General features: G+C 59.0%; 24 protein-coding genes. 10 read left to right on the forward strand and 14 right to left on the reverse strand.

The window, feature by feature from the left end; translation table 11 throughout:
• Nucleotides 1-36: 36 nt before the first annotated feature.
• The 3 genes from AC2YJX_RS06105 (at nt 37) to AC2YJX_RS06115 (ending at nt 2,620) form a co-directional block, all read left to right on the forward strand.
• Nucleotides 37-1,374 carry an AAA family ATPase gene (locus AC2YJX_RS06105; RefSeq protein ID WP_487255755.1) on the forward strand — a complete coding sequence of 446 codons (1,338 nt, stop codon included), beginning with the start codon at nt 37-39 and terminating at the stop codon, nt 1,372-1,374.
• Nucleotides 1,371-2,216, forward strand: a complete 846-nt coding sequence (locus AC2YJX_RS06110; RefSeq protein ID WP_487255549.1) for an HNH endonuclease family protein — start codon at nt 1,371-1,373, stop codon at nt 2,214-2,216. Before AC2YJX_RS06105 ends, AC2YJX_RS06110 begins: the two co-directional genes overlap by 4 nt.
• 233 nt (nt 2,217-2,449) lie before the next feature.
• Nucleotides 2,450-2,620 (forward strand): diguanylate cyclase, encoded by a 171-nt coding sequence (locus AC2YJX_RS06115; RefSeq protein WP_487255550.1) that lies wholly within the window; start codon nt 2,450-2,452, stop codon nt 2,618-2,620.
• A gap of 472 nt (nt 2,621-3,092) precedes the next feature.
• Here AC2YJX_RS06115 and AC2YJX_RS06120 read toward each other — a convergent pair whose 3' ends face one another.
• From AC2YJX_RS06120 to AC2YJX_RS06130, 3 genes are read right to left on the reverse strand one after another with little or no spacing between them, the layout of a single operon-like run.
• Complete coding sequence (locus AC2YJX_RS06120; protein WP_487255551.1) at nt 3,093-4,289, reverse strand: M20 aminoacylase family protein; 1,197 nt, start codon at nt 4,287-4,289, stop codon at nt 3,093-3,095.
• A gap of 7 nt (nt 4,290-4,296) precedes the next feature.
• A complete protein-coding gene (locus AC2YJX_RS06125; RefSeq protein ID WP_487255552.1) occupies nt 4,297-5,274 on the reverse strand; it encodes a tripartite tricarboxylate transporter substrate binding protein in 978 nt (325 codons plus the stop codon).
• Between the two features lie 29 nt (nt 5,275-5,303).
• A complete protein-coding gene (locus AC2YJX_RS06130) occupies nt 5,304-5,735 on the reverse strand; it encodes a DUF3237 domain-containing protein (protein ID WP_487255553.1) in 432 nt (143 codons plus the stop codon).
• Nucleotides 5,736-5,924: 189 nt separating this feature from the next.
• Between AC2YJX_RS06130 and AC2YJX_RS06135 the strand changes: the two genes are divergently transcribed.
• The gene (locus tag AC2YJX_RS06135; RefSeq protein ID WP_057226025.1) at nt 5,925-6,872 is read left to right on the forward strand and encodes a LysR family transcriptional regulator; all 948 of its coding nucleotides are present in this window, start codon (nt 5,925-5,927) and stop codon (nt 6,870-6,872) included.
• 142 nt (nt 6,873-7,014) lie between these two features.
• On the opposite strand, the gene AC2YJX_RS06140 is transcribed toward AC2YJX_RS06135, so the two are convergent.
• Nucleotides 7,015-7,938 (reverse strand): LysR family transcriptional regulator, encoded by a 924-nt coding sequence (locus AC2YJX_RS06140; RefSeq protein WP_487255554.1) that lies wholly within the window; start codon nt 7,936-7,938, stop codon nt 7,015-7,017.
• Nucleotides 7,939-8,056: 118 nt separating this feature from the next.
• On the opposite strand from AC2YJX_RS06140, the gene AC2YJX_RS06145 reads away from it, so the two are divergent.
• Nucleotides 8,057-8,926, forward strand: coding sequence for a DMT family transporter (locus AC2YJX_RS06145; RefSeq protein ID WP_057226024.1), 870 nt, complete (start codon nt 8,057-8,059; stop codon nt 8,924-8,926).
• A gap of 151 nt (nt 8,927-9,077) precedes the next feature.
• Here AC2YJX_RS06145 and AC2YJX_RS06150 read toward each other — a convergent pair whose 3' ends face one another.
• Complete coding sequence (locus AC2YJX_RS06150) at nt 9,078-9,971, reverse strand: LysR family transcriptional regulator (RefSeq protein ID WP_057226022.1); 894 nt, start codon at nt 9,969-9,971, stop codon at nt 9,078-9,080.
• Nucleotides 9,972-10,069: 98 nt separating this feature from the next.
• Between AC2YJX_RS06150 and AC2YJX_RS06155 the strand changes: the two genes are divergently transcribed.
• The 4 genes from AC2YJX_RS06155 to ggt are packed head-to-tail and all read left to right on the forward strand — an operon-like array spanning nt 10,070 to nt 14,589.
• Complete coding sequence (locus AC2YJX_RS06155) at nt 10,070-11,272, forward strand: pyridoxal phosphate-dependent aminotransferase (protein WP_487255555.1); 1,203 nt, start codon at nt 10,070-10,072, stop codon at nt 11,270-11,272.
• Nucleotides 11,273-11,289: 17 nt separating this feature from the next.
• A complete protein-coding gene (locus tag AC2YJX_RS06160) occupies nt 11,290-12,075 on the forward strand; it encodes an SDR family oxidoreductase (protein ID WP_487255556.1) in 786 nt (261 codons plus the stop codon).
• 46 nt (nt 12,076-12,121) lie between these two features.
• The gene (locus AC2YJX_RS06165; protein WP_057226016.1) at nt 12,122-12,835 is read left to right on the forward strand and encodes a ribonuclease activity regulator RraA; all 714 of its coding nucleotides are present in this window, start codon (nt 12,122-12,124) and stop codon (nt 12,833-12,835) included.
• A gap of 29 nt (nt 12,836-12,864) precedes the next feature.
• Nucleotides 12,865-14,589, forward strand: coding sequence for a gamma-glutamyltransferase (ggt, locus tag AC2YJX_RS06170; RefSeq protein ID WP_487255557.1), 1,725 nt, complete (start codon nt 12,865-12,867; stop codon nt 14,587-14,589).
• A gap of 115 nt (nt 14,590-14,704) precedes the next feature.
• Here the strand turns inward: ggt and AC2YJX_RS06175 are convergent, their stop codons facing one another.
• The 7 genes from AC2YJX_RS06175 to AC2YJX_RS06205 all read right to left on the reverse strand — a co-directional run bounded on the left by AC2YJX_RS06175 (nt 14,705) and on the right by AC2YJX_RS06205 (nt 20,797).
• Entirely contained in the window at nt 14,705-15,292 is a 588-nt protein-coding gene (locus AC2YJX_RS06175; RefSeq protein ID WP_487255558.1) for a flavin reductase family protein, read from the reverse strand.
• Nucleotides 15,293-15,319: 27 nt separating this feature from the next.
• A complete protein-coding gene (locus AC2YJX_RS06180) occupies nt 15,320-15,961 on the reverse strand; it encodes an NAD(P)H-binding protein (protein WP_487255559.1) in 642 nt (213 codons plus the stop codon).
• 12 nt (nt 15,962-15,973) lie between these two features.
• Nucleotides 15,974-16,633 (reverse strand): SDR family oxidoreductase, encoded by a 660-nt coding sequence (locus tag AC2YJX_RS06185; protein WP_487255560.1) that lies wholly within the window; start codon nt 16,631-16,633, stop codon nt 15,974-15,976.
• Nucleotides 16,634-16,825: 192 nt separating this feature from the next.
• Complete coding sequence (locus tag AC2YJX_RS06190; protein ID WP_487255561.1) at nt 16,826-17,503, reverse strand: TVP38/TMEM64 family protein; 678 nt, start codon at nt 17,501-17,503, stop codon at nt 16,826-16,828.
• Between the two features lie 113 nt (nt 17,504-17,616).
• Nucleotides 17,617-18,636 carry an alpha/beta hydrolase gene (locus tag AC2YJX_RS06195; protein WP_487255562.1) on the reverse strand — a complete coding sequence of 340 codons (1,020 nt, stop codon included), beginning with the start codon at nt 18,634-18,636 and terminating at the stop codon, nt 17,617-17,619.
• Between the two features lie 478 nt (nt 18,637-19,114).
• Nucleotides 19,115-19,498, reverse strand: a complete 384-nt coding sequence (locus AC2YJX_RS06200) for a nuclear transport factor 2 family protein (protein ID WP_487255563.1) — start codon at nt 19,496-19,498, stop codon at nt 19,115-19,117.
• 195 nt (nt 19,499-19,693) lie between these two features.
• Complete coding sequence (locus AC2YJX_RS06205) at nt 19,694-20,797, reverse strand: alkene reductase (protein WP_057227156.1); 1,104 nt, start codon at nt 20,795-20,797, stop codon at nt 19,694-19,696.
• Nucleotides 20,798-20,900: 103 nt separating this feature from the next.
• On the opposite strand from AC2YJX_RS06205, the gene AC2YJX_RS06210 reads away from it, so the two are divergent.
• The gene (locus AC2YJX_RS06210) at nt 20,901-21,863 is read left to right on the forward strand and encodes a LysR family transcriptional regulator (RefSeq protein ID WP_082606835.1); all 963 of its coding nucleotides are present in this window, start codon (nt 20,901-20,903) and stop codon (nt 21,861-21,863) included.
• Between the two features lie 453 nt (nt 21,864-22,316).
• Here AC2YJX_RS06210 and AC2YJX_RS06215 read toward each other — a convergent pair whose 3' ends face one another.
• Both AC2YJX_RS06215 and AC2YJX_RS06220 read right to left on the reverse strand, forming a co-directional pair.
• On the reverse strand, nt 22,317-23,228 hold the full coding sequence (locus AC2YJX_RS06215) for an amino acid ABC transporter substrate-binding protein (RefSeq protein WP_057226005.1): 912 nt from the start codon (nt 23,226-23,228) through the stop codon (nt 22,317-22,319).
• Nucleotides 23,229-23,238: 10 nt separating this feature from the next.
• Nucleotides 23,239-23,667 carry a VOC family protein gene (locus AC2YJX_RS06220; RefSeq protein ID WP_057226003.1) on the reverse strand — a complete coding sequence of 143 codons (429 nt, stop codon included), beginning with the start codon at nt 23,665-23,667 and terminating at the stop codon, nt 23,239-23,241.
• Nucleotides 23,668-24,079 lie beyond the last annotated feature (412 nt).

Raw genomic sequence — 24,079 nt, forward strand, 5'->3', positions numbered from 1 at the left:
CTGAGTGGCTATATGAAACTAGGATTGGGGGTACAGATGTTCTTGGCTCGCATCGCACTGCGAAATGTACGCTCAATGGAGAAGCTCGAGCTCGACTTCTCGTCGGGCGAGCAAGACGTCAGGCGCTGGACGCTGCTGCTTGGCGAAAATGGTTGCGGCAAGAGCTCCGTCCTAAGGGCAATTGCGCTCCTACTGGCCGGGAGCGACGCACTTGCTGACTTGTTCGATTCAGCGGACGACTGGGTCCGAAACGGCGCCAGATTCTGTCGAATTGAAGGCACCTTGATGACTGCCGGCGGGCAGCCGCGCGAGATCTCGCTAGAGATCCATCGGGGCGATACCCTGCGCGACCTGTACTCCCGTAACGAAGCCTCATTGGGCGCGCTAGACGCTGCGATTGCCCATACCGACCGGAACTACTTTGTTCTTGGATATGGCGTGTCGCGTCGCCCGAATGCGACCTCTCGCTCAAAGAAGCCGGCATTCTTCCCGGAAGAGTATGCGAGATCGCCGCGAGCACAGGGCTTGGGCACGATGTTCACACCAGACTTCCCCCTGGTCTCCGTCGAGCAGTGGGCAATGGACCTGGAGTATCGCGAGGGTTCAAAGTCGTTAGTTGCCGTCAGGAGTGCTCTGAACCACCTGTTGCCAGGTATGACTTTTCACGGGATCGATAAAAAGACCCGTCAGATGATGTTCAGGACTGAAGACGGACTAGTGCCTTTACGCCAGCTGTCCGACGGCTACCAAATCATGGCGGCCTGGTGCGGGGACCTTCTCTATCGCATCACGCAGACGTTCCCGGATCGGAAGAATCCTTTGGCGACACGCGGCGTCCTGCTGATTGATGAACTGGACCTCCATCTCCATCCGGTGTGGCGACGCAAGCTCGTGGAGTTCTTATCCACCACCCTTCCGAATTTTCAGTTCATCGCGACCACTCACTCCGCGCTTACTGCTCAGCAGAGTGGGGAGGGGGAACTGTTCGTGATCAAGAGGGAAGGCCCAAAGGAGACGCCCATTCTGCAGCCCTTCGTTGGCGAGCCTCGCAGGATGATGTTGCACCAGCTCCTGATGAGCCCCATGTTTGGGCTTGAAACGCTCGACTCGGTGGAAGTCGAAGAGGCCCGCTCGAAGGTTCGGCGGCTTAGCGAGAAGAAGACACCGCTCAGTTCCAGCGAAAGGCTGGAGCTTCGATCGAGCAAGGCCGTCTTGACGGAGGCACCTAGCTGGGACGCTGTGCCTAATTATGCAAAGGAGCAGACGAGCCTCCTGAAGAGCATCCGCAGCTCCATTGGCGCCGGCGGCAAGCGGCCCAAGGTGTCCGTAGCGAAGCTGAAGGCCAGCGTCAAAGCGTTGGAGAGCAGCAAATGATTCGGCTGCCAAGAACAAGAACCACGAAGGAGCTCAAGGGCTACACCGGCGCCGCGCTTCAGACCAAGCTCGGGAAGCTTCTCTCGTACTATTACATGGACGGGGCAACCGGTGTCATTGACTTCAAGCCAAAGGCGAGGCAAGTCTGGGGGAAGGCCAAGGACCGACTGAAGGTGGAGTCATTCAACAAGTGCGCGTACTGCGAGGCGGACACGGCAGTCGTCGCACATGGCGACGTCGAGCATTTTCGACCCAAGAGCGAGTACTGGTGGCTGGCATATTGCTTTGACAACTACACCTACAGTTGTCAAATTTGCAACCAAACTCACAAGGGGAACAAGTTTGACATCACAGGTGCCAAGCTTGCAGCGCCGATACTGCCTGGCATTTCTCCGACGAGCGCTGCGCAACTCGCAGCGGCGACCGCGAGCCTCTGTCCTGATCCGTGCACGGCCACCGATGCGACGATAAAGAAACTCTTCTCGCTCGAGGATGCGCATCTGGTCAATCCGTACGTGGAGGATCCAGAAAAGTACTTCGCATGGAAAGCCGACCCTGTGACCGAAGAGGTGCGTCTGGTCCCGAGGGGCAATTCTGCCAAGGCTAAGCGGGCGGTGGTGGCAGCTGAGAGCATGCTTGGCTTGAACCGCGAAGAACTGAAGCGCAATCGCTGGGTGGCATATGACACCTTGGAGACGATGGTGCTCGGGTTTCAAGCCGTGACTAATACCTCTAAGCAGAAGACACTGTTGGAGCGAATCCGACGTCAAGCTGATGCAAAGCAGCCATATGCAGGAATGAAGCGCTACTTCCTACGGTCTTGGGGCCTATTGAGTCCCTGACTCGCGCAGATTTAGCGACCGCCTGCCAGCAAGCAGTCGTTTGTGATGGTCAGCGTAGAAAATGGCGCCCCGGCCTCATGCTGTATCGGGCGGGGTAGGCGAATCGTGGCGGTTTACCGAGGCTCTCCCGAATGCCTCGGCGCGCCGTCAGATCCACCGTTAGCCGGGCGGGCATGGCCGTCTAGCACGGTTGCCAAGGGCGACACGCGGGTGACCAGCCAAGCTGCCGGGAAATGCAGCGCAGTGTGCGGACTCACGAACTGCTATCCGTCGCGATCTTCGACATCGACCTTTTCAAGGCCGCCAATGACCGCTTCGTCCATTATGTAGGCGATGAGTTGCTAAAGATCATCAGCGAGTTCCTGCGCGCGAAAGCGCGTGACGTGGACGTGCTGGTTCGCTGAGCGAAAAGTAGTTCGGTCTGGTGATGATGGCATCCGCGCTGGCGGATGCGGGATATCGTCGAGCGGCTCCGGCTGGCCGTGGAGGCGCGCGTATTCGCGGCATGCGAGAGCTTTTTTTGCCCTGCGCTCCAGAACGGTTGCCATGATTGCCGAGAAGAGGACCTTCATCGATGACCGCTTGTGGCCGATAGTACGCATTCGTAAAGACGGAGCGAGTGCCAGAAACCAGCCTGGAGCGGCCCGCAGATGAAGCGCGAAGAAACTCCAGCCTTTCGCGAGAACAGCAATTGCGGATTGCCCCATTTGGGGTGGGAGTAGGACTGCGTCCCTCTAGGCTTTTTCACCAGGAGTGGGACGCACGAACCCTGCAGAATCCCACGAAGAACTGAGATTCAATTTTCACGTTCCAGAGTTGGTTTACACGATCAACCCAGATCTGTAGACATCGGACCAAAAAACGCGACGGAAAGAATCAGGACGTTTTCTCCACGTGAGCTAACCAGCGCTCAACGAGCTTGACCCAGTAGGTTGCTCCCGTAGACAAAACCCGGTCGTTAAAGTCATAGTTACCGTTGTGAACCATGCACCCGCCATCCTTCCCCACGCCGTTGCCGATATTGATGTAGCAACCTGGCACTTTCTCTAAAAAGAAGGCGAAGTCTTCGCTGGCGGTGACGGGCTCAGGCTTAGCCACCAGACCATCCTTTCCCAACCAGTCGAGAACAACCTGCGTACAAAAGTCCGTGTGATACGCAGCGTTGTTGAGAACGGGATAGCGGCGAACATAGTTAACTTCCACCGTCGCACCAAAAGTCTCCGCCTGAGCTTTCGCAATTTCCTTGATGCGTCGCTCAAGCAAGTCCCTTACATCGGGGTGCATAGCGCTTATTCTTAGCCGCAACTCGGCTGTCCCAGGTATGACATTAGGTGCATCACCTGCCAAGAACGCGCCCACTGTCACCACGCCTGTTTGTAGCGGGGCAACGTTGCGCGACACGATGGTCTGGATTGCAAGCACGATAGCAGAGCCGGCAACGACTGGGTCCACCGCATATTGGGGAATGGCGCCATGGCCTCCAACTCCTTTGACAACGATGGTGCACAAGTCGCCACTGGCCATCGCATAGCCGGGCATCGCCATGAACTGGCCCTCCGCGATCCCCGGAGCGTTGTGCATGCCGAACATAGCGTCGCAAGGAAACAGGTCCAGGAAGCCTTCGTCGAGCATTCTTTTCGCGCCGGCCAAGCCCTCCTCAGCCGGTTGAAACACGGCGTGCACTACGCCGTCGAAGTTCCGGGTTGCCGCCAGATGGCGGGCTGCAGACAGCAGCATGGCCGTGTGCCCATCATGGCCGCATGCATGCATCTTCCCGAACACTTTGCTGGCCCAAGGTCTCCCTGAGGTTTCCGCCATGGGTAGAGCATCCATATCGGCGCGCAATCCAATCCGCCGGTTGCTGTCGCCGACACGCAGAGTACCCACCACACCCGTGCCGGCAAGACCACGGTGCACCGTCCATCCCCACCGACCTAAGCGCTCAGCCACAAGGTCGCTGGTCGCATGCTCTTCATAGCCGAGTTCGGGGTTGGAATGGATCTGGCGTCGGATAGACACCATTTCTTCGTCATGAGCGCGAATCGCATCGAGCGCCGGGAGTGGGGCGTTCATTTGGGACTCAGTTCGGTTCAAGATTGGCCCGCTTCGCGGCTTCCTGGTACCTGGCCGTTTCAGTGCTGTAGAACGCAGCAAGTTGGTCGAGGGACATCGCGGGCATCAGCGGCACTCCGGCTGCCAGCTCAAGTGCCTTGCGTGTTTCTGGCTCCACCATGGCTGCCTGTGCGGCTCGATGCAATGTTTGAACAGCACTTTCGGAGGTCGTTTTAGACACAAAGATGCCCCCCCAAACATCGACCGTGGTGAATTTCGGCAGCGAGGTGCTTTCTGCAAATGTGCCCGCGTTCGGAAACAGTGGCGAGCGGGCCGGCCCGGCAATGCCAATGACCCGCATCTTCCCGCCCGAGGTCATCTTCGCCAGGTTTCCATCGACGGGGAAGAACGCCAGATCGAGTTGCCCTCCCATCAGATCCTGCAGCAACGGGGTGGCGCCGCGATATGGGACATGCGTCATGTCCACGCCCATCCCCTTGACGAGTGCATCCCCCGCCAGATGGTAGACAGAGCCGATGCCTACGCTGCCGTAGTTCAAAGGCCTCTCCTTGTTCGATTTCGCGTAGGCCACGAGCTCGTCAATGCTGTTGACAGGAAAATCGCCCCTGACATACACACCCAGTGGCGGCTTGCTGATCAAAGTGACGAGGCGAAAATCACTCGGTTTGTACTTCACAGCCTTCAGCGTGGCGGGCGCCATCACGAGTTCGGTGGGTGAGCCAAACAGCACGGAGTCGCCAGAAGTTCCCCGCGTGAGCAGCTTGCTCGCAGCGATACTTCCACTGGCACCGGCTAGGTTTTCCACGACCACCGTGCGGTGCAATTGCCGGGACAGGCCAGGCGTGAGCGTTCGAGCAAAGACATCCGAGGGCCCGCCCGGAGGATATGGAACATACAAAGTCAGAATGTCAGAAGGCGTCTGCGCCAAGCCTGTCAAAGACAGCGATAGCAAAGGCAACGCGAGCAGAAGAGAGCGGCGATTCATGGTGGGCTCCAAAAATTGAACTGAGAAAATCACGTCAACTCGAAAACGCGGATACGGACCGCTGGCCGATCTGGCGATGGCGGCTCAGCCGTCCCGACAAGGACTGCGTCGTTCAGCCATTCATGAACTCCGCTAGGAGCGCTGATGTCGATGTGCGAGAAAGCGCGGCGCTCGGTTCCGGGGCGGTGGATGACCTTCACCCGGTTGTGCACGGTCAGAACCGTACCGTCATTCGCCTGTATTTCGTACAGCGCGTCCAAGAGCAAAACGCCATCGACTCTCACTAGCTGGCGGTCTGCACCACCTGGCAGCACCTTTCCACTGATGCGTGGACCGTTGAATTCGCCGCCTGTGATGTTGACTATCCGCCGCTCACCACAGGTCCCGCCACCCAGGGACACAGTGGGGCCCACGTCCACCAGGGCCTCGTAGACCAGCACCGCGACAGGAGCACGGCTCATAGCAGCGCCTCTTTTCTCATGCCCCCCCGTGGCACTCGGGTGCCATACGCAGAGCAATGCTCAATCGGGGGAAAGCAATCAAGTTGGGATGTCATGGAGAAGCTGTCATTCGTAAGAATCTGTAGCGCAGTCTAGGAAGCAAAGTGATAAATTTCTAATCGATTTATCATCTTGCGATAAGCTTTGCCTATGTCTCGACAAAAGAACGACGCTGAAACCAGAGCCCTCGTTTTGGGCGAACGCATGATGGCTCGGCTGCGCTTGCGGCATCTAAGGCTGCTCGCGTCGCTGGAGCGGAGCACTACGCTGCGCGAAGCGGCCCAAGAAGTCGGTATCACGCAGCCCGCGGCCAGCCAGGTGCTGCGCGAGCTGGAGGAAATGCTGGAGGTGCAGTTGTTCGAGCGGCATGCGCGCGGCCTGCGAGCAACCGATGCAGGCCGCTTCCTGGCGCAGCAATCACGCCAGATGTTGGGTAGCGTGGCCTACACCGCAGAAGCCTTGGCATCTGTTGCGCTGGGCTACGAAAAGCCGTTGCAAATTGGAGCTCTGCCATCTGCTTTGACCGCATTGGTTAGGCCCCACATGACGCGCCTGCGCCAGCAACTGGCCGGCTGGAAAATCTCGTTTCATGAGGGCCAGCCGATGGAGGTATTGGCGTCTTTGCAAGGCGGTCTGACGCAGCTCGCTTTGCTGCGGCGCCCCCACTTGGTGCCCGAACATCGGCTGACATTCATCGAGCTGCTGGCTGATGAACTTGTGGTTATCGCGTCGCCTGAGCATCCTGCCGCACGGCGCAAGGTCGTGGACTTGGCCGATCTGGCCGCCTACCCCTGGTCGCTGCCGACAGGGCCGTTAGCGACCACGCAGGCCTTTGAAGAGGCCTGCCGATCCGCAGGCTTGGTCCCCAAACGCGCTGCCTTGCAAAGCATGGCAGCCAGCCTGATCCTGCCAATCACTTCAGATGCTGAAACTTTAGCTGCCATCCCTCATTCGATCGTGGGCGCTTGGTTAGAAAGTGGTGCTCTCTCTAAGGTAAACCTGCGGTGCAAGATACCCTTGCCACCGCTGGGCGCGCTGTATCACGCCGATGACACCTCGGTCGCAGTTCACAAAGTGATTGAGGTCCTCAAGGGATAGCAAAGAGATCCGCGTTTTATCCGATACGATTTCGTCGCTTAGCATGGCCCAGTTTGACCACTTTGAATCGCCCCAGAAGGCTCAAAAATGCTTTGCAGTACTGTTGTGAGCTGTGTGAGGCAGGTCATCCATCAGGACGATGCTAGCCCATCGCGGCTTGGATCGCTGCAGTGATATCGTCTACGAAAACGCGCGTTTTAGCGGGTATCAATCGTCCTGGCGGCATCACCGCGTAGATCCCTCCTGCGCCCCATCCTTGCCACTCCGTCAGTATCTGAACCAGTGCACCTTCTCGCACTGCAGTACTGGCCAGCCAGTCAGGTGTGAGGATGATGCCCGCACCGGCAATCGCTGCCTGCAAAAGTGACTCGGAGTTGTCGGCCGACAGCGAACCTGCAGGCCTGACGGTTCGCTGTTGCCCCTCTCTTTTTAGTATCCAATCTGGCCAACTAGCGTAGTTGATGAAACTCAGGCAAGCGTGCTGCTCCAGATCGCTAGGGTCCTGGGGCTCTCCACGGGCAGCGAGGTAGGAGGGCGCCGCGTACAGCAATGTGCGAAAAGCAGCAATATGACGTGCGATGAGTGAACTGTCGGGCAGGACACCGACGCGGATGGCCACGTCGAATCCCTCCGCTACGACATCAACATAGCGATCTGAAAAGCGGGCATCAATCCGGATTTGAGGGTGCTCTCGCAGGAAGGCGGGGAGCAGTGGCGCAATCCATCGCCTGCCAAAAGTGACAGGTAGAGATACGCGCAGCAACCCCTGTGGGCTCGACGCGAAGTTGCTCGCCTCCTCACTCGCGCTTTCCAGCTCGTCAAGCAGCGCACGAACCCTGCGGTAGTAAAGCGCCCCGACCTCAGTCAGTGAGACTTTGCGGGTTGTGCGCGACAAGAGGCGAACGCCCAGCCGTTCTTCCAGTTGACCCATCCGGCGCGAAACAATCGTGGCGTCACGGCCAATGACTTTTGCTGCCCCAGTGAAGCTGTGCGCTTCCACTACGGCGACGAAAGTGGAGAGCTCATCGAGACTCATCCCCGGCACCGATTCCTGCATTTTTTGCATGACATTCATTCTCTGGCGGCCAATTGCCACGCGCTGATGCAGTGATAGTCTAACTCCCTGCAAGCCCACGCCCAGGAACGGGCCACTTCCATGCACTCCAACCAAAGGCCTCGCCACCATGCTGCTCGAACGAATTGCTCCAGGCCTATTTGCCTTCCTTTGGTCAACAGGCTGGATTGCCGCGAAATTCGGCGCGGGAGTCGCTGGCCCCATGGCGTTCCTGAGCGTGCGGTTTGGTGCCGCAGCAGTGCTGATGCTTTTGCTCTGCCGGCTTCAGCGCGTCCCGTTTCCACGGGATCCTCGGCTGATGGCTGTGTCAATGCTCTCTGGGGTATTGCTGCACGGACTCTATCTGGGCGCGGTGTGGTGGGCCATCGCTCAAGGCGTCCCTGCAGGACTTTCCGGCGTGATTGCCGCTCTGCAGCCGTTGCTCACAGCCATTCTTGCCGTGTATCTGATCGGAGAGCGGCTCAGTCGTAACCAGAAAGCGGGATTGCTTATAGGATTCGCGGGGGTCGCTGTGGCCATCGCCCCCAACGTTCTTGCAGCAAATGTTGCAAGCATCGCTGCATGGGCCATCCTCATCAACGTCCTGGGAATGATCTCCGTTAGCTACGGGACCATCTACCAAAAGAAAAAGCTCGGTGGCCACGACCTGCGTGTCGTCGTGACCTACCAGTACTTAGGTGCATTGTTGGTCACCTTGCCGCTCTCATTTCTATTGGACACTTGGACGATCGACTTCGGCTGGGTGTTCTGGTCAGTCATGGCGTGGTCAGTCTTGGCCAGCTCTATAGTCGGAATTCTTCTGCTCCTCTATCTGTTGCGCAAAGGGCAGGCATCCCGCGCGGCTGCGCTGGTTTATCTAGTCCCTGCGCTAACCGCCTTGCAAGCGCTGATTGCGTTTGGCGAAGTTCCCAGCCTTCCGATGGTGATTGGAGCTGCAATCACCATATTTGGTGTTTACCTAACCAATCGATCTGCCTGAACTGCCTTGTCCTATCTGACCACGCAGCAGATGCCTTGTGCATCCGAGCTACCCAAGCTATGGAGCGCATCTCTTGCTCGCTGCCTTCACTTGGTGCTAGGCCTTTACTTTCAAATGCAGGGGGACTCAATGCTGACCAGTCCTAGATATGTCACGCCACAACATTTTTGGTGGACGTGTTGCCGTACTCACTTTTGAACATATCCAGCATTGATCTGACAGGCTCGCTCAAAGTCCTGCTCGCACGATGCACAAGGCCTATATCCCGATGGAAGGTTTCACTTTCCAGGTTGATTGCACGAACGGCTGCAGGCCAACGCCGAAGGCTGGCCGTTTCTGGAACCAGCGCAATACCTACACCCTGCGCCACTAGCCTCACTATCGCTTCCAGTTCGTCCACCTCGCACACTTCATGCACATTGAAGTGCTTCTCGCGGAGGAAGCGGTCAACCTGCCTCCCGCCGAAAGACGTGCGGTCGTAACGCACAAAGCGTTGGCTGGACAACAGATCCGTCCAGTCGTTACTTTGAATTGCCCTCGGCACGATCAGACGAAACGGTTCACTGACCAATGTGGTCCAGCGCAGATCGCTCTGCAACGAAAACGGGGGGCGAATGATCACTGCGAGATCGATTTTTCCTGCATCAACGAGATTCACCAGCTCCATGGAAAGGCCAGGAACCACACGCGTACGACAGTCTGGCCAGCGCTTATGAAAGCGTGCCAGTGCGTCAGGTAGCGCGGAGCGCTGTACAGACGCGATGGCTCCGATGTTGATGAGTTCTGTTGCCGGGCGCCCGAACCGCTGTGAACACAACTCGTTGTAGAGCCTGATCATCTCCTGCCCTTGGGCCAGCGTCAGGTGCCCTCTGGCGTTGAGACGTGCGGCCCTCCCATCACGGTCAAAGATCGCAAAGCCAAGCTCCGCCTCCAATCTCTGCATCTGGGCGCTGACGGCTGCTTGCGTCAGTCCGACCTTGTCGCCAGCCGCGGCAAATGTTCCCTCTCTCGCTACAGCTACGAGTGTCTTGAGTTCACGGATCATCAACAACTTTCATTGATTAATTATCCAAATATATATTGATTTTTCTTTTGTCGCCACAGTTCTATATTCGCTTCGAATTCGACTTGGAGACATCAAGAATGCAATTGCTAGGCAACCTACTTCGAGCGGTCAAACCTTCACCAACGCTAGCCATCACCAAGCTGGCTGCCGACATGAGGCGTAGCGGCACGGACGTGATCAGCCTGTCGCAAGGCGAGCCGGACTTCCCGACCCCCGATCACATCAACGCGGCAGCCAAGGCAGCTATTGACCAAGGTCAGACCAAATACACCGACGTCGACGGCACGCCCGAACTCAAAGCCGCAATCGTTCGCAAGTTCGAGCGTGACAACGCGCTGAAGTACGAGAGCGCAGAGATCAGCGTGGGGACGGGAGGCAAGCAGGTCATCTTCAATGCACTGCTGGCCACACTCAATCCCGGCGATGAAGTCATCATCCCCGCACCGTGCTGGGTCTCCTATCCCGACATGGTGCGCCTGGCCGGGGGCACGCCCGTGGAGATTCCTTGCCCGGAAAACCAAGGCTTCAAGATAACGGCCCAACAGCTGCGCCAGGCCATCACGCCCCGCACCAAGTGGGTGATCCTCAACTCCCCGAGCAACCCGACGGGCGCCGGATATTCAGCCAAAGAGCTGCAGTCGCTGGGCCAGGAGTTGCTGGCACACCCCCACGTGCACGTACTCACGGACGACATGTACGAGCACCTGCGCTACGACGGCTGGCAGTTCAGCACCATCGCGGCCGAGGTCCCGGCGTTGCGCAACCGCACGCTGACCGTCAACGGTGTGTCCAAGGCGTACGCGATGACGGGCTGGCGCATCGGCTACGCCGCCGGCCCCAAGGATCTGATCGCGGCCATGGCCACCATCCAGTCGCAAAGCACCAGCAACCCCTGCTCCATCGCCCAAGCCGCGGCGCAGGCAGCCCTCGACGGTCCGATGGACTTCCTCGACTCGCGCAACGACACCTTCCGCAAGCGGCGCGACCTGTGTCTGGATGCTTTCAATGCCACGCCTGGCCTCTCGTGCCGGCGCCCGGAGGGTGCGTTCTATCTGTTCCCCTCCTGCGCCGAGCTTATCGGCCGCAAGACGCCCGACGGCGCAGTGCTGAACAACGACGCTGACGTAAGCCGCTACCTGCTGCTGCAGGGACGCGTCGCAGTCGTGCCGGGCAGCGCCTTTGGCTACGAAGGGTACTTCCGCATCTCGTTCGCCACCTCCACCGAACGGTTGGAACAAGCGTGCGAGCGAATCCGCCAAGCCTGCACTCAACTCAACTGAGCACGGAAGACACCACAATGGATCTCGGAATTAAAGGCAAAAGAGCCCTTGTACTGAGCGGCGGGGGCGGGCTAGGCAGCGCGATCGCTGTGGCACTTGCACGCGAGGGCGTAACGGTTTGTCTGGCAGACCGCGACGAACCGTCGCTGGCGGCCGCCGCGCAAAGGGTGAGCGACACAGGTGGAATCGCCCATACCTTTGTATTAGACCTAGGCCAGACGGCGCAATGGACTGCGGGCGTACAAGAAGTCGTTGAGCGAGTCGGCGGAATCGATATTCTGGTGAACAACACCGGTGGCCCGCCCCCTGGGCCTGCCCACGGACACGCCACGCAGGTCTGGAGGGACGCGTTCGAATCGATGGTGCTGTCGGCGGTCGGCATCACCGACCTCTTGCTGCCCGGCATGTGCGAGCGGGGGTGGGGCAGAGTGATCACCAGCACATCTTCAGGCGTGATCGCCCCGATCGCGAACCTGGGACTCTCGAACGCCACCCGCATATCGCTCGTGGGATGGTCCAAAACACTCGCGCGCGATGTGGCCGCCCAGGGCGTGACGGTCAATGTGGTGGTTCCGGGACGAATAGCGACCGCACGCACTCAGTTCCTGGATGCCGCTCGCGCCAAGCGCGAGGGCCGCGACATGACAGCCGTGGAGGCTGAAAGCGCCGCCACGATTCCCTTGGGCCGCTACGGCACACCAGAGGAATACGCCGATGCCATCGCATTCCTCGCGAGCGCCCGCGCCTCGTACATCACTGGCTCGACCATCCGCGTGGACGGCGGCCTGATCGCCAGCATCTGATCCCGAGCCATTCCAACACGCCCCTCCCTCCTCAAAGGAAATCCTCATGACTTCTTCCGACGACGCACTTGCATTCAAGGCCCTGCAAGGGGTTACGACCGCCACCCTGACCACCATTCTTCTGAAGAAGGGCTTGCGCAACGTTTGGATTCGCGGGGCCTTCCCCATTGCGCCAGATGCAAAACGTATCGTCGGCCGAGCATTCACGGTGCGCTTTGTTCCCGCCCGCGAGGACTTGGCGACACCGGAATCCTGGAGTTCGCCAAAGTCCACTCGCGCAGCGATTGAACAGATGCCGGAAGGTTGTATCGCGGTGGTCGACGCCAACGGCCTCACCGACGCCGGCTTCTGGGGCGACATCCTTTGCGCACGCATGGCCAAGAGAGGTGTCGCGGCCCTTGTGAGCGACGGAGTAGTGCGCGACCTAGCAGGCGTTCTGACCACGGGTCTTCCGATCTGGGCCGCTGGCACGGCTGCCCCTCCCTCCGTTGCAGGCCTGACCTTTGTGGACTGGCAGCAGCCGGTGGGTTGCGGCGGCGTGGCTGTATTTCCCGACGACGTCATCGTGGCTGATCGGGACGGTGCCGTACTCATTCCAGCAGCTCTGCTCGCCGAGGTCGTGGAACTCGCCATCGAACAGGAACGGCTGGAGGGCTGGATCATGGAAGAAGTGGAGTCCGGCGCAGCTCTTCCAGGCCTATATCCGCCCAATGCGGAGAACAAGGCGCGCTACGAAGCAAGCAAGAAGGCTCAAGCCTGACATTCAAGAAAATCAACCAGGAGACAAACATGTCAAATTTCCAGCACATAACACGGCGGAACGTTCTCGCCCTCGCGGTCGCTCTGCCCGGTGCAGCACTCGTGGGTTGCGGCGGTGGCAGTGACGGCAATGCCACACTGACTGCCGGCGCCGCAGCCACCGGGGACGAATACAGCGCGCAGGTTGCCCAGAAAGTCCTTAGCGAAGGAGGCAATGCCATCGATGCAGCCATCGCTACAGCCTTCGCCTTGGCGGTCACCTACCCGGAGGCTGGCAACATCGGTGGGGGTGGATTCATGACTATCCACATGGACGGTAAACCGTACTTCTTGGACTATCGCGAGACGGCCCCCGCAGCTGCGACGTCTGACATGTATTTGAATTTCAAGGATTCTGAGGGCAAGCAAGATCCCAACAGTAGCGTCTGGGGCGCGCAGGCCGTGGCTGTCCCCGGCACTGTTGCGGGTCTTTGGGCAGCTCACCAGAAGTTTGGCAAGCTGCCCTGGTCACGGCTGGTTTCGCCCGCGATTGCGCTTGCGCGAGACGGTCACTTTCCGGCGAAAGAGGCCATCGGATGGCGGGATTTCATGCTCGACGCGTTCGCCGCTTTGCCGTACCCCGCCAACCTGAAAGAGTATTTCGGTGGCATGACGGAAGGGAGGCTGTTCAAACAGACTGAACTCGCCGATACGCTCGAACGCATCGCCGCAGGCGGCGCGGATGGCTTCTACCAGGGCAAGACCGCCGATCTTCTTGTGGCGGCCATGACGCAGGACGGCGGTAAAGGGATCATCACCAAGGCCGATCTTGCTTCCTACAAACCCGTCTGGCGAGATCCACTGTCTTTCAATTGGAACGGCATGACGGTGCTGAGCTCTCCCCCTCCGAGCTCAGGAGGCATTGCACTGGCCCAGTTGCTTGGCATGAAAGCGTCGCTCTCAAAGACGGTGTTCTCGGGCGTCGGTGTCAACAGTGCGCAATACATTCACCTGAACGCCGAAATGATGAAGCGCGTGTTTGCTGACCGCGCCACTTATCTGGGCGACCCAGCCTTCACCGATGTTCCGTTGGCTGGCTTGTTGGATCCCGCCTACATTGCAGCGCGGGCCGCCGAGGTAAATCCTTCAGCTATCACGCCCACTGCCAATGTCAAACCTGGTGCGCCGAAGATGCACACCACCCACTTTTCGATCATTGACCAGTGGGGCAACGCGGTATCGAACACCTACACGCTGAATATGCCCTACGGCAGCGGCGTCGTCGTGCGCGGTGCTGGGTTCGCCCTTAACGACGAGATGGATGACTTCGCCACAGTGCCTGGTCAGCCAAACTCCCTGGGGGTAGTCGGCAGCGACGCCAATGCAGTTGCGCCTGGCAAACGTCCCTTGTCCTCGATGACACCCACTATCGTCCTGAAGGACGGCAAGCCAGTCACGGTGGTAGGTACGCCTGGCGGTTCCCGCATCTTCACTTCGGTCTATCAAGTTCTGTCGAACCTCTACGACTATGGAATGGATGTGGACCAAGCGGTGAGGAATCGCCGTTTCCACCACCAGTTGCCGCAAGGCACGGTGATCGAGGGCGAACCGTTCTCGCCCATTCCATCAGATCTGGCGGCAGAGCTGGTTGGACGCGGTTACTCGGTATCTACCTGGGCTTTCAGCACCGATGTGCAAGCGATCCACATCGTGAATGGCACACCAAAGCCCATGGCTGATCCGCGCGGCCGGGGCCGTGCAGTCATTGCTCGCTAGCAACCCACGGCACTGGTCACCGCGGCATGCTTGGATCCCGCTGGCGCAGACCGTCGCGGCGCGGGCTGGCGGCAACGGCTGCCCTGTGCAAGGCTGCTTGCCGCCGACCTTCGGGTCAGCCGCGCGGACCTGTGTCGACGTCGAGGGCGTCGCCTGTGGCATAGAAGTGCCCGCCGGCGATGTAGTGCAGGCTCCGCCAGCATGGATCGGCACTCTCGAAGTGCCAATGGCCGTCCTTGAACACGCGCGTGTCTGCCCAGGCGCCGACGATCTCTCCGATGAAGAGGTCGTAAGCCTGCTGATTGTGCGGCTCCGACAACACCTTGCACACGAGCCAGGCCGAGCACCCGGCCACGAAGGGCATATCGTGGCCATCCATCGCGAAAAGCTTGACGCCGCTGTCGGCGAGCTTCTCTGGCTCGCTCGACAGGCTGCGATGCCCCACCTGATAGGTAAGCTCCAGCTGCGCCGCTGTAGGCACCTGAATCACGAACATCCCGCTTTGCTCCACCAGCTCACGCGTCTTGGCAATCTTGTCGAGCACCACGGTCAATTTGGGTGGTGTGTAGTCAAGTGCGCAGGCCCAGGCCGCAGCCATGACGTTGTCGACGCCGTCATGGCGTGCCGACACCAAAACGGTCGGGCCATGGTTGAGCAGTCGAGTCGCTTTATCGAGTGGCACCGAAGCGATGTGGGGGTCCATGAAGGTTCCTATCAAAATGTTGGCCGGTTAGATCATGCGTTCCGAAAGCACCAGGTGGACGCCTGCGGCCGGACGTAGGGCCGCTTCGAGCAGTTCCCGGGCGATGCTAGGTGCGGGGTTGATCCGCCATGCACGGGGTAACAGAGGGCCGATCAGTCCAAGTGTCATCGCCAGGGCCCGCTCACCCGGGCGAAACTCCTCACGGCGACCGCCAATGACGCCGGGGCGAACGAAGGTCAGCGATTCGAAGCCCACGCGCGTCAACGCCTGCTCCAGTTCGCCCTTGGTCCGGTTGTAGAAGAAGCGCGACGCTGCATCGGCACCTATGGCAGAGTTCAGCACGTAGACTGGCGTTCCGGCCGCACGAGTGAGTCGTGCTATCGCTAGTGGATAGTCATGGTCTACGCGCCGGAATGCAGCTTTGGACCCTGCGGCACGCAGCGTGGTGCCAAGGGTGCAGATCGCTGCATCAGCCTGCCACCAATCGGCCACGTCGGGCAGGCTGTCGAAATCTACGAGCGGAGACGACAGCTTCGGATGCGCCGGGAGTACGCGCCGCGCTGGCGCTGTCACTGCGGCGACCCGGGGATCGTTCAGAGCCTGCGCCAACAGGTGGCGACCCACCATACCAGTGGCGCCGACCAACAGCAGCCTTACGGGTGCATGCATGGCGTACTTTCCTCAGGCGGTTGCGAAACGCTGCACGGCGTCGCTCACAGGCGCGGTGCCCTGCGTCAACTCGATGATGACGCGGCGGACCTCCGGGCGTTCGATGAGTGCGCACAAGGTCGCCGCCACGTCATCGCGCGGCACGTCGCCGTAAGGAATGGCAAGACCGACGCGTACCTGCCCGGTTCCCGGCGTGTCAAGGAGCGTGCCAGGACGCAGGATCACCCATTCGAGGTCGGACCCGGCCAAATGGACGTCTGCCAGCTTCTTGACCGACATGTAGTTCTCGAACGTATCGGGCATAGGGCGGCCGCGGAAGGACTCGGGAAAAGCCGACACCAACAGGAACCGCGCGATGCCTGCCTGCCTGGCGGCAGCGACTGCCAATTGCAACCCGGAGCCATCGATGGCGCGCGTCATCTCAGGTCCGCCCTGGCCGCCGGCACCTGCCGCAAACACCACAACGTCACTGCCAGCCATCAGCAGGGCCAGACTGTGGGCATCGAGCGCGAGCAGGTTGCCGAGTACCGGCGTCGCGCCGAGTCGTCCAAGTTCCTCAGCCTGCTCGGGGTGGCGATGCAGGGAGCGCGGTGCATGCCCGCGTTCGACAAGCAGGCGCGCGAGGCGCCGTGCGACTTGGCCGGCACCGCCGACAATGAATACTTTATACATGGTGAACTCCTTGAGCATCCAACGCTATGGCACCGGGGCAGACCGCGCGACTAGGCGGGGCTACCTGCTCAGCACATGGACGATGGCGTTGTAGTCTTGAATGACGGTGGGCTTTCTCATGGATGACTCCCGTTGCGCTTGAAAGAAACGGAAAGGTTCGCGCAGAAGTCCGGAACCCATGGTGCTTACCGCTCATGGCCGAGGCGCTTTCTTTGCTGCGAACGCGACGTCTCCGCTATCGACATCCTGTTCGAGGCAGTCGTCAATGGCGCTGCGTGCGACTCGGGCGATGAACCCCACGGCCAGCAGCGCCGCTGCAAGGCTGATCCAACCCAGCACTTGCGCGCCAGCGCCTTCTGCGAGCTGACCACGCAGTATCTGCCCCGCCTCGGAAACCAGCGAGCCCAGATAGGCATACACAAAATTCCCTGGCAACAGCCCCAGCGCAGTCGCAAGAACGAAACGCCGGGAAGGCATCCGGCTCGCACCGAGCATGTAGTTCAACGGCGCGAACGGAATGATCGAAGCCAGACGGAGCAGGAGCACGATGCGAGTGCCGTCGTGCGCGACGGCCCTATCAATGGCGGCCAACCTGGTGCGCCCCTGGAGCCACCGACGCACCCGGGGACGCGCCGCGGTGCGCCCCAGCGAAAAAGCTAGCGTTGCGGACACCGGGCCAATAAGAGAGACCAGGACACCGCCCCAAAGCGGCCCGTAGAGGAAGCCGGAGAGCGCGGTCAGCGGCGAGGCCGGCACGAATAGCAACGTCGCAAGCAGAAAGACAAGAGCGTAGGCACCCACGCCGATGGCTCCCCCGGAGCTGATCGCTTCAACACCGGCGTTCAAGACTTGCTCCAACCCGTAGTTCATATGGCTGCTCCTAACAGGCTACCGAAAGACCGGTTCACGTCCCGAGATGGTCGAAAGCAGGTGTGCCTGCCTCTTTGCTCGCTTAGAACAAACGCAGTTCCCTGCATCTGAAGTTACTTGCCCAGGTTGGCCTTGAGCTCTTGTGATGCCTGCACAATTGCGCTGCGGGGCGCTGGCAGGTGGCTGAAAATATTCGACAGCCCAAAATCGTGAATCATGCCGTTGTAGCGCACCGACTTGACGTGCACACCCGCAGCGTCGAGCTTGCGGCCATAAGCTTCGGCTTCGTCGCGCAGGACATCGAATTCAGCAGTTTGAATCAACGTTGGCGGCAAGCCCTTGAGCTGCTCGGTCGTCGCCTGCAGCGGCGAGGCGTAGATATGCTTGCGTGCCTTGGCATCGGTCGTGTAGTGGTCCCAGAACCACACCATCAAGTCCTTAGTCAGGAAGTAGCCGTTGGCAAAATCCTTGTACGACTGCGTGTCGAAGTTTGCATCCGTCACCGGACACAGCAACACTTGCGAACGCAACGCGGGAGCTCCCTTCTCGTTCGCCATCAACGCAACAACGGCGGCCAGATTGCCGCCCGCGCTGTTGCCAGCGACCGCGAGGCGCTTGCCGTCGACATTAATCTCCCCACCATGCTCAGCCACCCATTTTGTTGCGGCATAGGCTTGCTCAATGGCAACGCCGTACCCCGCCTCAGGCGACAAGGTGTAGTTGACGAAGACCGCTACCGCGCCCGAGCCTGCCACCAGGTCACGCACCAACCGCTCGTGGGTGGAAAAGTCGCCCAGCACCCAGCCTCCTCCGTGGAAGTACATGAACGCGGGTAGGGTCTTGTGCTTGCTGCCTTCCGGGCGAACGATGGTCAGCTTCAGTTCGCTGCCATTTATGCGGATCGTCTTCTCGCTGACATCGGCCGCTTGCAAGGAAACATTGGGAGCGTCCTGCGCGTCCACAAGTGCTGCGCGGGCTTCGGCCGGCGTCATTGCATCGAGCGTCTTGCTGCCTTCGAGGGATTGCAAGAATTTTGCGGTGTTGTGTTCGACGCCGGGCCGGTCGGCCGCGCAAGCGCTACCAACCGCCAGTGGCAAACAGGAGGCGGCGACAGCAGAGTTGGGGGTATTCATGAGGTTTTCTTCTTGGTGAGTGAGAAGCTGAGCCAGGAGAACGTAGTCGGCGCCGATGCGCGGGTGCTTGCGGTGTTGCCGACGGTCTCACTGCGAGCACTGGGACTTCGGGCTTCACGCGTCAAACGAAAAACCCGTTCCTGTGCCGCAAGAAAGCGGTAGATGACTTGGGCCGAATGATTGCCGACCGCGTCGATGCGCAAGATGGTTGCGTTCTTACTGAAAGCGGCCTTGATGCGGATCGCCTTTCAGCCAAACCCTACGGTCGTAGGGATATGTTTAGGGGCAGACATACCCAGGCCGTCATCTCACCCGCCCTGTGGTGGCTGGCACCGTAAAGGTGTTCAACGAAAAGCCAGCTCAATTCGCTGCGAAGTGTGCGAACCACGACCGCCGATGCCAAGGCATCAATCCACCGGAGCGGGAACCGGTAGGCCGACGCGATCATGAGTCTGGTACTTGCTGCGCAGGTGGCTGGTTAAGGCGCTACATGTGCCTGGAAAATCTTGCTGACCACCGTCCACTGGCCATCGACCTTCAAAAGATGGAAGAAGTCGGTGAACGAGATGCCTGACATGTCGTTGGCGTCTATGCGCGCGCTGGCCGCCGTACCAACGATCTCGATGCGGGTGATCGCTGCCGTCGCGTCAGGAGAGGGCCGGAAATCCTTGTCGATACCCTCAAACAGGATCGGAATCGCACCACCAGTCATCTTTCCATCGGGGCCGACGCTATACATCGTCGCCTGAGGACTGAAAGCGGACTTCATGATGCTGCTCTTGGCCTGTTTGCATCCCTCGATGTACTTGTTGAGCACTTCGGAGATAGCTTTGTAGTCGTGTACGTACGTGGGCTTGTTCATGGCTTTTCCTTGGTTGGTTTGGTTGGCTTGAGGGCGGATGGGTGCGTCTGCGGCATGGGCGGTTGCTCCCACGCCAACAGCGAACGCCGCGGAAATCAAAGTCTTGATACAGCTCGCTTTCAATCGATTGCTCCTGATAAGAGTCCCAGTGACTCGTTGGTTCCACATCGGATGCAGGGTCGGCAACCAACCTGCTCAGTCCGCCAGCACAGGCCAGTCGGTATAACCCTTGGCGCCGTTGCCGTAATAGGTTTCCCGCGGAGCAATAGCCAGTTCAGCGCCCGCTTTCAAGCGGTGCACCAGATCGGGATTGGCAATGAACGGACGGCCAAAAGCGACCGCATCGACCTTGCCTTCTGCGCGGCGGCGCATCGCCAACGCGAGGTCGTAGTTGTTGTTGCCGACATAAGGACCTTTGAACAGTGCGCGCAATGCGTCGAGGTCTATACCTTCGGGCACGGTTCGCGAAGTGGCCGTAGCGCCTTCGACAAAGTGCATATACGCCAGTTGGAAGTGATTCAACTGCTCGATCAAATAGCCGTACGTCTGCATGACCTGGCTGTCGAGAGGCGTGTTGCCTGCATCCGGCGTCACAGGAGAGAGCCGAATTCCGACACGGTCATGGCCCCAGACCTCGACCACCGCCGCAGTGACTTCCAAGGTGAGCCGACTGCGGTTCTCGATGGAGCCTCCGTAGGCGTCACTGCGCTGGTTGGTCGAATCGCGCAAAAACTGATCCAGCAGATAGCTATTGGCGGAGTGCACTTCGACACCGTCGAAACCAGCCCGTTTTGCACACTCGGCGGCGTGCCGGTATTGCGCGATGACGCCGGGAATCTCCGACGTTTCCAGTGCCCGCGGCATCGAGACATCCAGCATGCCTTTTTCGGTATAGGTCTGGCCCTCTGCGCGAACTGCCGACGGTGCCACCGGCGCTGCTCCGTCCGGTTGCAGATCCACATGTGAGAAGCGGCCAACATGCCATAGCTGGCACACGATCAGGCCCCCAGCTGCGTGCACCGCATCCGTCACTTTCTTCCAGCCGATGACCTGCTCGCCCGTCCATATGCCAGGCGTCAATGCATAGCCCCGCCCTTGGGCCGAGATGTTTGTCGCCTCGCTAATGATCAGGCCTGCGCTGGCTCTCTGTGCGTAGTAGCGGGCATGCATTTCGTTGGGCACGCCGTCAGTGCCCATACGACTGCGTGTGAGCGGCGCCATGACAATGCGGTTCGCGAGCGCCAGCGCACCCATCGTCACGGGAGAGAAGAGATCGGAGGAGGAGTTGCGAAGCGCCATGCTTTGTTCCATTGAGCAACTTGGTTGCATGTTGAATTCGTGTGATGTGGGAAGTATGGAGGCCGAAGATAATGACGTAAATAGTCACAAGCATGCATAAAGTATGAACAAAAAGCTCACAATAAAAGATGCGATGCAGACGGACCGTGCGGGTGTGGCTGCAGTCTCGCCACCAGTGCATCTACCTGGGCTTTTGACGTTTGAAGCGGCGGCTCGGCACTTGAACTTTGCCCGGGCGGCAGCCGAATTGGGCGTTACGCCGACGGCGGTGTCTCGTACCATCAAGACTGTGGAAGCGCAATTGAATGTGCGGCTCTTCAACCGAACCACGCGCAGTGTCAGCTTGACTGAAGCGGGTGCGTCACTGCATTCAACAGTGGCGCCCGCGCTTGCGCTGATCAGAAACTCCTTGTCGGAAGCTTTGCTGGCAACCGACCAGCCATCCGGAACTGTACGAGTCAACTCCTCATACGTTGCCTACCGTATGTTGATCGAACCGCATCTGGAGGCCTTCCTGGAAAGTTTTCCGTTGATCCATGTCGAGATCTCGCTGGACAACCTGCTCGGCGATATCGTTAGCGCTGGCTTTGACATTGGCATACGCATGGGCAAGAAAGTGCAGAACGACATGGTGGCCGTGCAGCTGGGAAAGGTGCAAAAAAGAATTTTGGTTGCCGCCCCGAACTACTTTCAGCATCGAAGGGAACCCAGGTCCATCGATGATCTGTTGAAGCACGACTGCATTCGGCAACGTTATTCCGTGGGAGGCCGGTGGTTCGAATGGAGGTTCGATGCAAATGGCCAAATGGTGCAAATCGACGTGCAAGGGCGTCTTCTATTCGACGAGATGCGGTCTGTCGTGGATGCTGCAGTCCAGGGTCTCGGCATCGGCTTCGTGTTCGAAGAGTTTGCGAAACACGAGCTGGCCAGCGGCCAGCTGCGGCAGATTCTGAAACAGCACAGCGGAATGGACGACGCATTTCATCTGTATTACCCCCATCGCAAGCACATGCCGGGAAAGCTGCGTGCATTCGTCGATTTCATGCGAGCGGCCAACAAAGCGTAGTCATTCCGATCCATGGCACGCCTCCATGCTTCAGCTGACGCATCTACAGCATCCGGCTCTGTAAAAAGTCTGCAGCCACGGTTCAAGCAGGAGGTTGCTTCTGCCGCTACCCAGGGCATCACCTTGCTGCGCAGACAGAGAGGTTGCCTCCGTGTCCGCTGGATTTTTTCTGTGGGGTGGACACTCACTTCGATAGCGGATCTTCGCAAGGAGACGGACGACAGGCCGCAGAGCTTCAGAGCGGTGCCCAACGAGAAGACAACCCTGTTTCTGATGGCCCTGCACTTCCACGATTCGGAACCCTAGGATTCCGATAGGACGGCCCGCTGAGAGAGCGCCTGACGCACTCGGATCGGCACTCCTCAAGCTTTTATCTCTCTCAACCTCTCTCCGGAGCGCCAACGCGTCTTGCGCACCAAGAAAGCCTCCCTCGAGCGCCCGATCAAAACGTCCTTACTTAACGTCGTACGCTTCTAGGGGCTTGTCCGATGGGTTCTTCCAAGCCGCTTGAGTCAAAGCGTTTGCAGGCAAGCCCACTTTCAAATTGCTGGGTGGGATTGGTTTCATGAACCACTTGTCATACAGTCGCGCTGCCTCGCCGCTCTGCGCAATTGCAATAACACTCTGGTCCACCAACTTCTTGAAAGCTGGATCTCCTTTGGGGAGCATGATTGCAATGGGCTCTACGCTGAGAACCTGGTCGAGCAACTCGTACTGCGAAGGATCTTTACTCTTGGAGATCAGAGTGGCCAGGATTTGTCCATCGGCGATGAATCCTTGCGCCCGACCGGATTCAAGCAGTAGGAAGCCCTCGCCATTGTCTTTCGCGAGCAATTCATCAATCTCCCCCGTCCCCTCTTTCTTGAGTTTGCGCAGCTGCTGGACAGCAGTACTCCCTGTCGTTGCCGCCACAGTTTTGCCGACGAGTTGAGAAGTAGAGGCAATGCCCGAGGCTTTCCTGACTGCAACACGCACGCCCTCTACATAGAGCGTGGGTGCGAATGCGACGTCCTTTTGACGAACAGTGTTGTTGGTTGTGGTGCCGCACTCAATGTCCACCGTGCCGTTTTGTACTAAGGGAATACGGTTCTGCGGCGTGACAAGTTGATACTTGACGTCCAGCTTCTGAATCCCCAGCGCCTTCTTCACATCTGCAATGACGCGTTCGCACACTTCGACGTGAAAGCCAGTGTAGACACCTGGCCCCAGCGTAAACGACATGGCTCCAGAGCCATCCCGAACGCCCATAGTGATGGCTCCGGAGTCCTTGATTTTCTTCAGGGTGTCCGTTTGGGCGACCGCATTCCCTAGGAAGCACAAGAGAGCAGTCGCGGTTGCGATTGGAAGAAGGATAGGGCTTTTCATGTCGTCACCTTTACTTTGCGAACAGCGAACCTAGATCCGCGAAGGACTTCATTTCGACAGCATTCCCAGAGGGATCGAGGAAGAACATCGTGGCCTGCTCCCCGGGCTCTCCCTTGAACCGGATGTAGGGCTCGATGACGAACTTGGTCTTGTTCGCAACAAGCTTGTCGGCCATCTTCTGCCATTGATCCATCGGGAGGATGGCGCCGAAATGGCGCACAGGCACATCATGGCCATCTACCGCGCTGCTTGACTTGTGACCGCATTCGTCAGGGGCCAAGTGAGCAACGATCTGGTGACCGTAGAAGTCAAAGTCAACCCATTCGGGAGCGCTGCGTCCTTCGGGACATCCCAGCAGTTCGCCGTAGAAGGAGCGAGCCTCGGCGATGTCACGCACAGGAAAAGCCAAATGGAAAGGGATTCGTTGTGGGGTGGTCATATGAAGTAGTTCGGGTGTTGATGTCCCGAAACTTTATCCATGATCCAAGTCAATGAAAATCAATAAATTTCTTTGTAATTCATCAGAAATATTTGTTTAAAGCGTCACTATGTACGCAAAATTTGCTGGAATGTTTGATGCGTCTCCATCGCAGCCACAACCTCGACAAAGAAATTTTTCAGGCGCTCGTGACGCCAGCAGAGCACCATGCCAGGGCCATTTGTTGACTGTCAACGACAAGGAAATCGCAGGCAATGGAGCAACAGTGTCTGTTGGCTTTGCCCCCAGAACTAGCCATGAACGCAGCCAGTTCGTAAGGGACGGTAGTCATTCCAGGAGTCAGTGGCTGTCCATAGTGGGTCAACATGAGTACGCTGTCGCGCTCACAAGCGGTCGCTCAAGCCGGCAGGCG

The organism is Acidovorax sp. SRI_002 (assembly GCF_057586455.1).

Bases quoted from the DNA above. Each gene is read 5' to 3' on its own strand.
- AC2YJX_RS06105 (WP_487255755.1), top strand. From the start codon at position 37: ATGTTCTTGGCTCGCATCGCACTGCGAAATGTACGCTCAATGGAGAAG.
- AC2YJX_RS06210 (WP_082606835.1), top strand. From the start codon at position 20,901: ATGAACAAAAAGCTCACAATAAAAGATGCGATGCAGACGGACCGTGCG.
- AC2YJX_RS06145 (WP_057226024.1), top strand. From the start codon at position 8,057: ATGCTGCTCGAACGAATTGCTCCAGGCCTATTTGCCTTCCTTTGGTCA.
- AC2YJX_RS06220 (WP_057226003.1), bottom strand. From the start codon at position 23,667: ATGACCACCCCACAACGAATCCCTTTCCATTTGGCTTTTCCTGTGCGT.
- AC2YJX_RS06155 (WP_487255555.1), top strand. From the start codon at position 10,070: ATGCAATTGCTAGGCAACCTACTTCGAGCGGTCAAACCTTCACCAACG.
- AC2YJX_RS06185 (WP_487255560.1), bottom strand. From the start codon at position 16,633: ATGTATAAAGTATTCATTGTCGGCGGTGCCGGCCAAGTCGCACGGCGC.
- AC2YJX_RS06125 (WP_487255552.1), bottom strand. From the start codon at position 5,274: ATGAATCGCCGCTCTCTTCTGCTCGCGTTGCCTTTGCTATCGCTGTCT.
- AC2YJX_RS06215 (WP_057226005.1), bottom strand. From the start codon at position 23,228: ATGAAAAGCCCTATCCTTCTTCCAATCGCAACCGCGACTGCTCTCTTG.
- AC2YJX_RS06165 (WP_057226016.1), top strand. From the start codon at position 12,122: ATGACTTCTTCCGACGACGCACTTGCATTCAAGGCCCTGCAAGGGGTT.
- ggt (WP_487255557.1), top strand. From the start codon at position 12,865: ATGTCAAATTTCCAGCACATAACACGGCGGAACGTTCTCGCCCTCGCG.
- AC2YJX_RS06200 (WP_487255563.1), bottom strand. From the start codon at position 19,498: ATGAACAAGCCCACGTACGTACACGACTACAAAGCTATCTCCGAAGTG.
- AC2YJX_RS06180 (WP_487255559.1), bottom strand. From the start codon at position 15,961: ATGCATGCACCCGTAAGGCTGCTGTTGGTCGGCGCCACTGGTATGGTG.
- AC2YJX_RS06190 (WP_487255561.1), bottom strand. From the start codon at position 17,503: ATGAACTACGGGTTGGAGCAAGTCTTGAACGCCGGTGTTGAAGCGATC.
- AC2YJX_RS06205 (WP_057227156.1), bottom strand. From the start codon at position 20,797: ATGGCGCTTCGCAACTCCTCCTCCGATCTCTTCTCTCCCGTGACGATG.
- AC2YJX_RS06160 (WP_487255556.1), top strand. From the start codon at position 11,290: ATGGATCTCGGAATTAAAGGCAAAAGAGCCCTTGTACTGAGCGGCGGG.
- AC2YJX_RS06175 (WP_487255558.1), bottom strand. From the start codon at position 15,292: ATGGACCCCCACATCGCTTCGGTGCCACTCGATAAAGCGACTCGACTG.
- AC2YJX_RS06140 (WP_487255554.1), bottom strand. From the start codon at position 7,938: ATGCAAAAAATGCAGGAATCGGTGCCGGGGATGAGTCTCGATGAGCTC.
- AC2YJX_RS06130 (WP_487255553.1), bottom strand. From the start codon at position 5,735: ATGAGCCGTGCTCCTGTCGCGGTGCTGGTCTACGAGGCCCTGGTGGAC.
- AC2YJX_RS06110 (WP_487255549.1), top strand. From the start codon at position 1,371: ATGATTCGGCTGCCAAGAACAAGAACCACGAAGGAGCTCAAGGGCTAC.
- AC2YJX_RS06135 (WP_057226025.1), top strand. From the start codon at position 5,925: ATGTCTCGACAAAAGAACGACGCTGAAACCAGAGCCCTCGTTTTGGGC.
- AC2YJX_RS06195 (WP_487255562.1), bottom strand. From the start codon at position 18,636: ATGAATACCCCCAACTCTGCTGTCGCCGCCTCCTGTTTGCCACTGGCG.
- AC2YJX_RS06115 (WP_487255550.1), top strand. From the start codon at position 2,450: ATGCAGCGCAGTGTGCGGACTCACGAACTGCTATCCGTCGCGATCTTC.
- AC2YJX_RS06150 (WP_057226022.1), bottom strand. From the start codon at position 9,971: ATGATCCGTGAACTCAAGACACTCGTAGCTGTAGCGAGAGAGGGAACA.
- AC2YJX_RS06120 (WP_487255551.1), bottom strand. From the start codon at position 4,289: ATGAACGCCCCACTCCCGGCGCTCGATGCGATTCGCGCTCATGACGAA.